This is a genomic window from Viridibacillus sp. FSL H8-0110 (assembly GCF_038003565.1).
GTDB classification, from domain to species: Bacteria; Bacillota; Bacilli; order Bacillales_A; family Planococcaceae; genus Viridibacillus; species Viridibacillus arenosi.
On the sequence record NZ_JBBOPJ010000001.1, the window covers coordinates 1251814 to 1264924 of the forward strand.

The 13111-nt window shown below is 37.7% G+C and carries 10 protein-coding genes; all 10 read left to right on the forward strand.

Annotation, left to right across the window (positions count from 1 at the left end; genetic code table 11):
- Position 1: 1 nt before the first annotated feature.
- Complete coding sequence (locus MHH98_RS06175) at positions 2-1786, forward strand: L-fucose isomerase (protein WP_038187103.1); 1785 nt, start codon at positions 2-4, stop codon at positions 1784-1786.
- 14 nt (positions 1787-1800) lie between these two features.
- Complete coding sequence (locus tag MHH98_RS06180) at positions 1801-3483, forward strand: ribulokinase (RefSeq protein WP_340712288.1); 1683 nt, start codon at positions 1801-1803, stop codon at positions 3481-3483.
- The gene (locus MHH98_RS06185; protein WP_076034380.1) at positions 3452-5509 is read left to right on the forward strand and encodes a bifunctional aldolase/short-chain dehydrogenase; all 2058 of its coding nucleotides are present in this window, start codon (positions 3452-3454) and stop codon (positions 5507-5509) included. Before MHH98_RS06180 ends, MHH98_RS06185 begins: the two co-directional genes overlap by 32 nt.
- A 145-nt stretch (positions 5510-5654) precedes the next feature.
- Entirely contained in the window at positions 5655-7646 is a 1992-nt protein-coding gene (locus MHH98_RS06190; RefSeq protein ID WP_076034381.1) for an ABC1 kinase family protein, read from the forward strand.
- A 119-nt stretch (positions 7647-7765) separates the two neighbouring features.
- Positions 7766-9079: an NfeD family protein gene (locus tag MHH98_RS06195; protein ID WP_076034382.1), complete on the forward strand. Its 1314-nt coding sequence runs from the start codon at positions 7766-7768 to the stop codon at positions 9077-9079.
- Between the two features lie 20 nt (positions 9080-9099).
- Entirely contained in the window at positions 9100-10104 is a 1005-nt protein-coding gene (gene floA / locus MHH98_RS06200; protein WP_038187085.1) for a flotillin-like protein FloA, read from the forward strand.
- Positions 10105-10138: 34 nt separating this feature from the next.
- Positions 10139-10618, forward strand: a complete 480-nt coding sequence (locus tag MHH98_RS06205; protein WP_038187082.1) for a hypothetical protein — start codon at positions 10139-10141, stop codon at positions 10616-10618.
- Between the two features lie 50 nt (positions 10619-10668).
- Positions 10669-10911, forward strand: a complete 243-nt coding sequence (locus tag MHH98_RS06210) for a hypothetical protein (protein ID WP_038187079.1) — start codon at positions 10669-10671, stop codon at positions 10909-10911.
- A 1-nt stretch (position 10912) separates the two neighbouring features.
- Positions 10913-12037 (forward strand): sporulation protein YqfD, encoded by a 1125-nt coding sequence (locus MHH98_RS06215; protein ID WP_038187076.1) that lies wholly within the window; start codon positions 10913-10915, stop codon positions 12035-12037.
- 2 nt (positions 12038-12039) lie between these two features.
- Positions 12040-12996, forward strand: coding sequence for a PhoH family protein (locus MHH98_RS06220; protein WP_038187073.1), 957 nt, complete (start codon positions 12040-12042; stop codon positions 12994-12996).
- Positions 12997-13111 lie beyond the last annotated feature (115 nt).

A 13111-nucleotide genomic window follows, 5' to 3' on the forward strand; every position in this document is an offset into this window, starting at 1 on the left:
AATGATGAGTAACAGATATATTGGAGATTTACCTAAGATTGGCATTCGGCCAGCAATTGATGGGCGAAGAAGAGGGGTAAGGGAATCACTTGAGGAAACAACAATGGGTATGGCTAAAGCTGTAGCAAAGTTGCTAAGTGAAAATTTATCTTACTATAATGGGCAACCAGTAGAATGCGTCATCGCAGATAGTTGTATAGGAGGCGTAGCAGAGGCAGCGAGAGCAGCAGAAAAGTTTAAAAAAGAAGGTGTCGGTATATCGATTACTGTCACGCCATGTTGGTGTTATGGTAGTGAAACAATGGACATGGATCCACATCTCCCAAAAGCTGTTTGGGGTTTTAATGGAACTGAAAGACCCGGAGCAGTGTATCTAGCTGCAGTCTTAGCTGCATACAATCAAAAAGGGCTACCGGCTTATGGCATATATGGTGAAGACGTGCAAGATGCAGGAGATTCAGAGATTCCTAAAGATGTACAACAAAAATTATTGAAATTTACAAAGGCTGCAATAGTAGTTGCAACCTTAAAAGGAAAATCGTATTTAGCAATGGGTTCTGTGTCTATGGGGATTGCAGGAAGTATTGTAAAGGATGATTTCTTCCAAGAGTATTTAGGTATGCGCAACGAATACATTGATATGAGTGAGTTTGTTAGAAGATTGGATTTAAATATTTTTGACGAAGAAGAATACGATAGAGCTTTTAAATGGGTTAAGGAAAAATTCATTTTCGGTCAAGATAATAATAAAGAAGAGTTTAAGCGTACAGATGAACAGTTAGCAAAGGATTTAGAAACGTCGATAAAAATGACATTAATCACGAAAGATTTAATGGTTGGTAATGACAAAATTGCTGCAAAAGGTTGGGAAGAAGAAGCTTTAGGTAGAAATGCATTAATAGCAGGTTTCCAAGGGCAACGTCAATGGACAGATCATTTCCCTAACGGTGATTTTATGGAAACGATTTTAAATTCGTCATTTGATTGGAATGGTAAGCGGGCACCCTATCTACTTGCAACTGAAAATGATAGTTTGAATGGGGTAACGATGGCTTTGGGGCATTTATTGACGAATACGGCACAAGTATTTGCAGATGTCCGGACGTATTGGAGTCCTTCAGCAGTTAAACGTGTGACAGGTAAAGAGCCGGTTGGAAAAGCGGCAAATGGTTTTATTCATCTGATTAACTCAGGTTCAGCAGCACTCGATGGAACTGGCCATCAACAAATAGATGGTAAGCCTGCGATTAAACCATTCTGGGAAGTAACGGATGAAGAAATCGAACAATGTATAAAAAATACAAAGTGGAGACCAGCTTCAACAGAATATTTCCGTGGCGGTGGTTACTCGACCGATTTTACAACAAAGGGTGAAATGCCTGTAACGATTGCACGATTAAATTATGTCAAAGGGCTTGGTCCGGTGTTGCAACTAGCGGAAGGTCATACTGTCGAGCTTGAAGAAGATATGCACGATACATTGGATCTTCGTACAGATCCAACTTGGCCAACGACATGGTTTGTACCAAATATTACGGGTGAAGGTGCGTTCACAGATGTGTATTCAGTGATGAATAATTGGGGAGCAAACCATTGTGTTTTAACATACGGCCATGTAGGTGCCGAATTTATCACATTAGCATCGATGCTTCGTATTCCAGTCAACATGCACAATGTAGCTAATGATAAATTGTTTAGACCGAGTGCTTGGAATATGTTTGGTACACAGGAAAGCGAACAAGCAGATTTTAGAGCATGTCAAAATTTTGGACCTCTTTATAAATAAAGGAGGAGCTGAAGATGAACTATGTAATTGGTATAGATTTTGGCTCAGAATCTGGTAGAGCCGTCTTAGTGGATAGTGAAAATGGAGACATCATTAAAGTAGCTGAAATGACTTATCCAAATGGGGTTTTGACGAAATCATTAAATGGCAAACCCATTAAAGCTAACATGGTGCTACAAAATCCTAATGACTATGTAGAAGTGTTAAATGCAACTATAAAGACCTTACTAAAAGAAACGAAAGTGGATCCTAACAATATTAAGGGAATGGGCGTCGCTTTTACAAGCTGTACTTGTTTACCAGTGGATCAGCAGTTAACTCCATTATGTAATAAGGAGATGTATGTAGATCAACCTCATGCATTTGCAAAGTTGTGGAAGAGTCATAGTGCAGAGAAAGAGGCGCAGTTTATAACTGAGAAGCTGGCCGACCATCCTTATCTCGGAAAATATGGTGGAGTCATTTCTTCTGAGTGGTTACTTCCAAAATTGTTAGAGATTTTAAATGATACACCTGCCCTTTTTGAGAATATGGATTATTTTTTAGAAGCTGGTGATTGGATTGTTTCGCTATTAACGGGGAAAGTATCTAGAAGTACTTGTTCTGCAGGATATAAAGGAACTTGGCAAAAAAAAGATGGGTATTTAGATAAAGAGATACTTCATTCTATCCATCCGAGCTTAGCAGACGTCTACACCCGCCAACTAAAAGGTGAAATTATCTCAGTAGGCTGTTCTGCAGGAACGTTAACACCTTATTTTGCTAATTTAATTGGCTTATCAGAAAATACAGCTGTTGGTGCAAGTATTATTGATGCGCATGCGGCAGTACCTGGAGCTGGCATCTATAAACCTGGAATTCTCCAAATCGTTATGGGTACATCTAGCTGCCATTTACTATTAAGTGAACAAGAGATTACTATACCAGGTATCTCAGGAGTCGTGGAAGATGGTATTCTCCCGGGTTTATATGCATATGAGGCAGGGCAAGTAGCAGTTGGAGATATTTTTGCAAGTTTTATAAAAAACCAAGTACCGACAAATTATATACAGGAATCGAATGAGAGAAATTTAACTGTCTTTCAGTTATTAAACGAAAAGGCGGAAACACTAGATGTAGGTGAAACAGGGATGGTAGCACTTGATTGGCATAATGGAAATCGCACACCGTATGTTAATTCAAATTTTTCGAGTGTATTCGTGGGTGAAACATTGCAAACAGAAGCTCACGAGAAATATCGTACCTTACTTGAAGCAACAGCTTTTGGTACAAAAGTGATTGTCGATTTATTCGAAGAAAAAAATATAGACATTCATCAAATAGTCGTAACTGGTGGGATTCCAAAAAAGAATCCATTCCTTATGCAAATATATGCAGATGTCTTACAAAAGGAAATCTTAGTTGTTGATCATCACCAAATACCGGCTCTAGGAGCGGCTATTTTAGGTGCAGCAGCAGCCCATGACAAAGCTGATGAAAAGTATTCTCTAAATAGTGCAATTCAAAAGATAGGTTTTAAAGATTATATACAATATTCACCGAATAAAAAACATGAAAAGATCTACAACAAACTATATGGCATATATAGAAACCTTAGCCATTATTTTAGCAGCAATGATGATCTTTTAACTTTACACACATTAAAGACGGGGAGGGAAATGAATAATGGTGCAAAATTTATGGAGTCAATTAAATAGACCTGCTGTCAATGAGGTTGAGGAATTAACATACCGCTCCAATTTATTAGGAAGCGATCGACGTGTATGTAACTGGGGGGGAGGAAATACTTCCTTTAAAACAACGGCAAAAGATTTTAAGGGTGAGGAAGTAGAAGTCATGTGGGTAAAAGGGAGTGGATCTGACCTAGCAACTATGGGTGATCAAAACTTCACAGCTTTAAAACTTTCGGATATGCAACAACTAATTGAACGAGAGGCAATGACAGATGAAGAAATGGTCGCGTACTTAGAGCATTGTATGCTGTCTAAAAAGCAACCAAGACCTTCTATTGAAACACTTTTACATGCCTTTTTACCATATAAGCACATTGACCATACACATCCAGATGCAATCATTAGCATATGCTGTGCCCCTAATGGTAAAGAGATTGCTAAAAAGATATTTGGAGATAGCTTTGTTTGGGTTCCTTATTTAAGACCAGGATTTTTGTTGTCTAAAATAATTGCTGAAGGCGTGCAAAACAACCTAAATGCCGAACTTGTTTTAATGGAAAAGCATGGTTTGGTTGTATGGGGAAATACCGCGGAAGAAAGCTATACAAGAACAATTGATGTGATTAACAAAGCAGAAGCTTATATCGACTCAATTGCTGCCACTCAGGAGCCATTTGGAGGGCAACTTATAGAGCCTATAGAAGCGGAAACTAGACAACGGTTACTAAGCAAGGTTTTACCTGGTATACGTGGAATAGCTTCGAAATTTGAAAAAGTGATTACAAGCATCGATCAGTCTGAAGAGGTCCTTACCTTTGTTAATAGTCGGAAAATTGAGATATTGTCTAATGTAGGAGCAGCATGCCCAGACCATTTAGTACATACGAAGCGTGTACCGTTATTTATTGAATGGGATGGCAACGAAGATACTTTAGAGGTGGTAATTCAAGAAAAGATTGCTGCTTATCAATCTGAATACAAAGAGTATTTTAACCGCTTTGCAAATGCTGATGACAAAATGTTTAATCCATCTCCAAGAGTAATTTTGATTCGCGGGCTTGGGATGATTACAACAGGGAAAGATATACAAGCTGCCGAGTTAAGTCAGGCCTTGTATCATCGTGCAATTTCAGTGATGAAAGGGGCAGATGCTATAGGTGGATTTACTTCACTATCGGATGAAGAGTCATTTGCCGTTGAGTATTGGCCATTAGAACTTTATAAACTGAGTTTAGCACCAGCGGAAGCCGAGTTTTCAAGACACGTGGCCTTAATTACAGGAGGCGCAGGGGGAATTGGTAGTGCTACATGCCGATTACTTGCCTCTCAAGGTGCACATATCGTAATTGCTGATCTAAATAAAGAAGGTGCTGAGAAAGTAGCATCAGAGTTGAATCAGAAATACGGTGAAGGACGTGCATTTTCGGTAGTGATGGATGTTACGGATGAAACCCAAATCAAAGAAGCATTCGAACAAACTGTTTTGAAGTATGGAGGCGTAGATATTCTTGTGAATAATGCTGGATTAGCAACTTCTAGTCCATTAGAGGAAACAACTTTACAAGAATGGAACCTTAATATGAATGTATTAGGAACGGGATATTTCTTAGTTTCCCGCGAGGCGTTTACAATTATGAAAAAGCAGTTACTAGGGGGCAGTATGATTTTTATTGGCTCTAAAAACTCAGTTTATGCAGGTAAAAACGTTTCAGCGTATAGTTCTGTAAAAGCGTTAGAAGTACATTTAGCTCGTTGTATAGCAGCAGAGGGTGGCGACTTTGGTATTCGTGCTAATTCAGTGTTACCAGATGCTGTACTACAAGGATCTGCAATTTGGGGGTCGAAGTGGCGTGAGGAACGTGCAGCGGCTTACAACATTCATCCAGATGAGCTAGAAAATCATTATAAGGATCGCACAGTATTAAAAGAGAATATTTATCCAATAGATATTGCTGAAGCAATTGCCTTTTTCGCATCGAAGAAAGCAGCAAAAACAACAGGATGTATGGTAACTGTTGATGGGGGAGTAGCTGCAGCATTCACTAGATAAAAAATTTAAAGCTAGATCATTCAAAAAAAGAATGTGCTAGCTTTTTATTTTTTTAAAAAACGTATTTTTTGATGTGCTTTACAAGCTATCGTGAGGCGATTTGTGATTTAATAATAGACATCATACAAGATATGTAGGTGAAGCTATGCATTATATTTGGACTGTATTACAACTCTTAATAGTCGGTTTAATTATCTATTTTGTCAGTGGTCGCTTGATCGGTACGAAATTGAATTTTATGAAGCGCATTTTATCAGCAGTATTTAGTTTAACTTTCACAACGTTTGTTTATTGGTATTCATATTTACGTCACACCGATTATAAAAACGAAGACATGGTGCAAGCAGTAACAAATGTCAGTACACTGGTGTGGATCGGCAGTATGTTATTAATCGCAATGTTATTTTATTTAATATTAGAACTTTTTGACCCTATTCAACTAGGAGCGAAGGGTGAAAGATTAACAGGGCAGAAAAATATCGTCACAAGATTTCGCAGTCGATTTCATAGACAAAAGAGATTAGTGGAAGTATTTCGAATCGCTTTTAAACACGGTATTGGAAAGGCACTGAAGTATAAGCGTACGTATGAAAATGATCGCTATTTATCTATAGCACTGCGTAATATGCTAGAAGAATGCGGTGGTATTTTTATTAAATTCGGTCAGGTGTTATCAGCACGCAAAGATATTTTTCCTGCAGTTTTTATAGAAGAGTTATCTACGTTACAGCAAAACGTTAAACCAATGACAGCTGAGCAAGTAGAAAAGAGACTGGAACAAGATTTATCAAAGCCGATGTCGGAAGTATTTCGTAGTTTTAATATGCAGCCTATTGCTTCAGGTTCCATAGGTCAAGTACATAAGGCTATCTTGAGAGAGAATGGCAAAGAGGTTGTTGTAAAATTACTAAGACCTAATATAACTTCGGTTATGCAAAAAGACTTAGATATTTTATTGCACTTTTCAAGTTGGCTAGTTGAAGAGTCAACTTGGGCTGAAAATTTAGGTTTCCATCAGCTTGCGACTGGCTTTGCTAATAGTTTACTTGAAGAGATTAATTTCGAAATGGAAGTTCGCAATATGGAACAAGTTTCAAATGCACTTTCTAAAAGCAAAAACAAAGTTAAAATTCCATATGTTTATAAAAAATATAGCAATGAGTATTTACTCGTCTTGGAGTACATACATGGCGTGAGTATATATAACTACCAACAAGGTTTTGAAAAAACAAACGAAAAAAGCCAGGAATTACTAAGTTCGATTTATGATAGTTTTTTAGAACAGTTACTTATAGCAGGAGTATTTCATGCAGATCCTCATCCAGGAAATTTATATGTCATGAATAATGGTAAGGCAGCGTTTTTAGATTTCGGAGCAGTCGGTAGACTAGGACCGGTGCAACAAAAAGGATTAAGGACGCTATTTATTGGTATAGAACGCAATGATCCAGAAATTGTGTTAGAAGGTTTGAAGAATTTACTTGTGGATACGAACGGAATGGATGAAGAGGGATTATTACAAGCATTAAGTCAGCTACTGATTCAATTACAATATTTAGATAAAGTATCAACTGAGGAACTTGTACAAACGTTATTTACCATTATTCAGCATTATGAGTTGAAGCTTTATCCAATGGTAGGTGTAGCATTACGCGCGTTAATCACTTTAGAGGGTACGCTTAATGGAGTAGACCCTACTTTTGATTTGTTCTCAGAAGCAAAGCGTTTTACGGCAAAGAATAAACGATCCTTTGTGACGATTTCAAGCCCTACAGAGTTAAAAGACCATTTACAACAAGAACTGATTATGATGTTACCAATGCTCAAACAGATGCCTAAAAAAATTGACCATATTACAACAAGGTTAGAAAAAGGTGAGATGAAGGTCAAGCTAGATATGTTCTCAGGAAAGGAGAATACTTTGTTCATCTCGCAATGGTTCTCGCTTTTCATCTTATTAATGGTCGGTATTACGTTTGGGATTATCTCAGTTGCTCTTTTAGCCATTTCACAATTTATAAATACTGCTTATGCCGTTTATCTAAATACGGTGTCATTTTTAGGTTTATTTTTAAGTGCGGTGTTACTTGTTAGATTGTCTGTTCAAGCAATTAGAAATTCAAAACGCGCATTATAAGAATCTTGTTATCCACCTTCAATTAGATGGTGGATATAAAATTAAAAAAAATTGAAACCTTTTAGTAGTTCAACCGTAGATTAATTAGGCATACTTCATAGTAGAAAGGTGGGGTGAAGTTGCAGCAATCTAAAAAGGTTAGCTTGTTATTTTTAATGCTCATGTCATTCATGCTGCTTTTACCATTAGCTTCTGTTTTCGCTAAGACAGAAGTGTATCATGTGCCAGTGGAAAAAGAAGTTGAGAAAGGCTTGTATGCTTTCTTACAAAGAGCTTTTGAAGAAGCTGAAGAAAGTGGTGCCAAGGCAATTGTTTTAGATATTCATACACCAGGTGGATTTGTCAATGCAGCAGGAGATATTGCAAAGCTCATGGATGAAACACCAGTTAGAACAATTGCATTTATAAATAAAGATGCTCATTCAGCAGGTGCATTTATAGCATTGCATGCAGATGAAATTTATATGGTGCCTAATGGAACAATTGGGGCTGCGGCAGTTATTGATTCTAATGGTAATATGGCCGGTCAAAAAGCAAATAGTGCATGGCTAGCTCAAATGCAAGCAGCAGCAGAAACCTCAAATCGCAACCCTAAATATGCCCTAGCAATGGCCGATATATCCTATGCTTTACCAGAGTTTAGAGCGGCAGAAGGGAATTTACTAACACTTACTGCTAATGAAGCGTTAAAAGTTGGGTATTCTGAAGGAACTGTTTCTTCGTTTCAAGAACTACTTGAGAAAACGGATTTAGATGGTGCGGAGATTGTAAATGTAAATGAATCCTTGGCAGAGCAAATTGCACGGTTTATTACTAATCCCATTATTGTCCCTATACTTTTATCAATTGCTAGTTTAGGATTAGTAATAGAGTTATATTCACCTGGCTTTGGTGTAGCAGGGACTATGAGTATTATATCCATCATTCTATTTTTCTTTGGCCATCTAGTTGCTGGATTTGCCGGATATGAATCCATCATATTATTGATTGTCGGGATTATACTAATAGTGGCGGAGTTTTTCTTGCCAGGTGGTATTAGTGGCATTATTGGTTTTGGCGCAATAGTTTTAAGTCTATTATTAGCTGGTGCTAATGTGACCTACATGGCTTATTCAATTCTTACGGCTCTGTTAGTAGCAGTAATAGGAATGGTGATCATAATGAAATTTTTCGGTAAAAAAATGACGATGCTTAACAAAATGGTGTTAAAAGACGCAACAGATACAGAGAGTGGCTATGTATCAAATAAAAATCGTCTAGAGCTTCTTGGAAAAGAAGCTATAACTTCAACACCTCTAAGACCTGCTGGCGCGATTATGCTAGATGGTGAAAGAATTGATGTCGTCTCTGAAGGCGGTTACATTGATGCAAGAAAAACAGTCATAATTATTAAAGTTGAAGGGCCTCGTATCGTAGTAAGAGAGGTACTCTAAACTAAAGGAGGAAGTTTTACATGGCATTAACAGGTAGTGCAATTACAGCCATTATCGCTATTGTAGTCGTATTTATAGTATTGGCAGTTCTATTTACATTCGTCCCTGTAGCATTGTGGATTTCGGCATTAGCGGCTGGGGTAAGAGTTAGTATTTTCACTTTAATTGGTATGCGTTTACGTCGAGTTATTCCATCACGTATCGTCAATCCATTAATTAAAGCACATAAAGCTGGTTTACCAGTAACGATTAATCAATTAGAAAGTCATTATCTTGCAGGTGGTAACGTAGACCGTGTTGTCAATGCGTTAATCGCAGCACATCGTGCGAATATCGAGTTAACTTTTGAACGCTGTGCAGCAATCGATCTTGCAGGTCGTGACGTGTTAGAAGCTGTCCAAATGTCGGTTAACCCGAAAGTAATTGAAACACCATTTATCGCGGGTGTAGCAATGAATGGTATTGAAGTTAAAGCGAAAGCTCGTATTACAGTGCGTGCGAATATCGAACGTCTTGTTGGTGGTGCTGGTGAAGAAACAATCGTTGCCCGTGTAGGTGAAGGTATTGTTAGTACAATTGGTAGCTCTAAAAACCATTCAACAGTATTAGAAAATCCAGATTCAATTTCTCAAACAGTATTATCAAAAGGATTAGACTCTGGTACAGCGTTTGAAATTCTTTCGATTGATATTGCAGACGTTGATGTCGGCAAAAATATTGGTGCAGAACTTCAAATTGAGCAAGCGCAAGCTGACAAAAATATCGCACAAGCAAAAGCAGAAGAACGTCGTGCAATGGCTGTAGCCAACGAACAAGAAATGGTTGCTAAAGTGCAAGAAATGAAAGCGAAAGTAGTAGAAGCAGAAGCTGAAGTTCCTTTAGCAATGGCGGAAGCACTACGTACCGGTAATATTGGTATTATGGATTATATGAACTACAAAAACGTGCAGGCTGATACAAGCATGCGTGATTCAATTAGTAAAATTAATCAAGACTCACATGATAACACCAATGACAATCAATAAGTAATCGTCAACCATTAGGAGGGAGGCACTTCCATTGGAAGTAATCATCCTGTTCATAATATCAGCTATCATAAGTGCTTTTTTCAAGGACAAAAAGTCAGGGAATAAGCAAGCACCAAATAAGGGACCCGTTCAAAGATCTCAGCATTCGGAACACCGTAAACCGATGCCACAAAGAACAGGTCAAACGCGTAGTTTAGAAGATTACGCGAAAGAAGTTTTCCGTGATCTTGAAAACAAATTTGGTGAACAACCGAAAGCTGAAGTTGAAAAAGCGAAAGAAATTATCGAAGAAAAAGTTGCACCTATATTAGAGAGAAGCAGTGTTTCAGAGGGTACACGTAGTTTTGAAAACTCAAGATCGACCCGTCCTGCTATGTCTCGCGGAGCAGAAATTCAGAAAAAAGTGAAACAAACTGAAAATAGTACGTTTAATTTTCCAAAAACAAAAAATCAATTAGCGCAATCAATTATAATGGCCGAAATATTAGGTCCACCAAAATCGAAACGCTAATACATGACCCCCGCTCTCTTTGCATATGCTATAGAGAAGGGGGTTTTTGTATGTCGAAACGGCTATTTCAGCTACTGCCTCTTATCGAAATTGAAAACTTCCAAACGATCCAGTTAAGAGGGAAAATTACAATTCAAAAGATTTCTGAGAAGCAAGTGGAATTTTTGCACGAAGAGTTTATCATTCATATCGAAGCGAAAGAGCTGCAAATCCAAGTGCTAAAGGACGAGCTGGTAGCTTTGAAATTGAATCAATTAGAAAAAATGACAATTGAAAAATGGCAGGAGAGTTAATTTGCAAAGGCATGGATGGAATAATCGTAAACTGGAGTTAGAAGTGACGCAAAATGATCGCCTACCTGGATTTTTAAGGGCATTAGCAAAGGCGAACATTCCTCTAAAGAAAGTGAAAACGACAAAAAATTATGTTACATTCCAAACAACTCGGAAGCATTTACCAATGATTCGTAAACTCAGACGCAAGTATCATATGAGAATTACAATAGACTGGCTAGACGAGGAAGTTATTTTACGTAATGAGTGGATCGTGCATATAGGATTATTATTGTTATTTCTCGTCCCATTATGCGCCTCACAATTTATTTGGTCTGTAGATATCGATGCATCCACTCCAGAGCAGGAGGAAGAGCTGCAAAAGAGTTTATATATATTGCAAATTTCACCGCCATTTCTTAAGCGTAAGTTACCTGACGAAACAGTGATTAGACAGCAAATTTTACAAGATCAGCGAGATTTATCTTGGGTGCATATTAATCAGCAAGGAAGTCATCTCACCTTTTCATCAATCCCTTCGCCTAAGCTAGATATTGAAAATGAAAAAAAAGAACAACCTAGCCACTTAATAGCTAAAAAGAGTGGTGTCATAACGCATTTTAATTTAACGAAAGGTGAACGCGTTGTAGAGGAGAATAAGGCCGTTTATAAGGGTGATTTGCTCGTCACCGGTATATTAAAACAAGGTGAGAAAGAAATCGTCTACGGGGCTGAAGGAGAGGTATTTGCGGACTACTGGATTGAGGCGTCGTTCTCGCTACCAAAAAAGATTGAGTATGAGGTACCAGGTGAACGACACTATGAGTTGAAGTGGAAAAAGGACAAGAAAAAAAAGGACGGTGACTGGCAAACAGTAAAATTACCTAAATGGTTAGCCAAGTATGTTGACTTATCTGTCACACAGCAAGGTATAACAAGAGAACTTGTATTAGATGAGAAATCGGTTGAAAAGGTACTGTTGCCACTACTTCATCAAAAATATGTCAATGAATTGCCATCTAAAACAGTTATGAAACGGGAAAAACTTTTGCAGGTTGCTATTGATAATGATACAGTAAAAGGGAAAGTATTGTTTTTGGTAAATGAAAACATTGCAGTTAAACAAGCGATTTATCAAGGAGATTGAGCATGCTAGAACAACAACCAACCCAATTAAACGTGCAAGATCCTAACGAAGCGGTAATGCTTTTAGGTATATCAGATGTAAATATGAAATTGATTGAAACGGCTTTTAATGTGCAAATCATTACGCGTGGCGAAACAATTCATATTGTCGGTAATGAAAGCCAAAAAGACGATGCAACGAAATTATTAGAACAATTATTAAAAGTTATTCGTAAGGGAATCAATATCAATCAACGCGACGTTGCTACAGCAGTTGAAATGGCTAAAAACGGTACAATTGAGTATTTTGCAGAACTTTATGATGAAGTCATCGCCCGTAATACAAAAGGGAAGATGATTCGGGCCAAAACGATTGGTCAACGTGAATATATTCAAGCAATTAGACACCGTGATTTAACATTTTGTATCGGACCTGCAGGAACAGGGAAAACGTACTTAGCTGTAGTAATGGCTACACAAGCACTAAAGAACGGCAATGTGAAACGAATTATTTTAACACGTCCTGCAGTAGAAGCTGGAGAAAGTCTAGGTTTCTTGCCGGGCGATTTAAAAGAAAAAGTCGACCCGTATCTACGTCCTTTATATGATGCACTTCATGATATTTTGGGCGCTGAACAAACGACACGACTAATTGACCGAGGTACGATTGAAATTGCGCCACTAGCTTATATGCGTGGACGTACGTTAGATGATGCCTTTGTTATTTTAGACGAAGCTCAAAATACAACAAAAGCACAAATGAAGATGTTCTTAACACGTCTTGGCTTTGGATCGAAAATGGTTATTACAGGCGATAAAACCCAAATTGACCTACCAAAAGGTGCAATATCAGGGCTAACAAATGCTGAACAAACTTTACAGAATGTGAAGGATATCCATTTTCAAATTCTTGAACAAGCGGATGTGGTTCGTCATCCACTTGTAGCAAAAATTATACAAGCTTATGAAGAAGAGCAATAGTGAACTAAATGACGCAATACTCATTTTATGGGTGTTGCGTTTTATTTTTGTATAAATATTTTCGTGTCGATTTTGTGTTGGTATTATTAATTATTTATAAATTTATTATTATTTA

What these genes read in the sequence shown, in the direction of transcription:
- MHH98_RS06180 (WP_340712288.1), top strand. Translation starts at nt 1,801, where the DNA reads ATGAACTATGTAATTGGTATAGATTTTGGCTCAGAATCTGGTAGAGCC.
- MHH98_RS06185 (WP_076034380.1), top strand. Translation starts at nt 3,452, where the DNA reads ATGGTGCAAAATTTATGGAGTCAATTAAATAGACCTGCTGTCAATGAG.
- MHH98_RS06220 (WP_038187073.1), top strand. Translation starts at nt 12,040, where the DNA reads ATGCTAGAACAACAACCAACCCAATTAAACGTGCAAGATCCTAACGAA.
- MHH98_RS06190 (WP_076034381.1), top strand. Translation starts at nt 5,655, where the DNA reads ATGCATTATATTTGGACTGTATTACAACTCTTAATAGTCGGTTTAATT.
- floA (WP_038187085.1), top strand. Translation starts at nt 9,100, where the DNA reads ATGGCATTAACAGGTAGTGCAATTACAGCCATTATCGCTATTGTAGTC.
- MHH98_RS06175 (WP_038187103.1), top strand. Translation starts at nt 2, where the DNA reads ATGATGAGTAACAGATATATTGGAGATTTACCTAAGATTGGCATTCGG.
- MHH98_RS06210 (WP_038187079.1), top strand. Translation starts at nt 10,669, where the DNA reads ATGTCGAAACGGCTATTTCAGCTACTGCCTCTTATCGAAATTGAAAAC.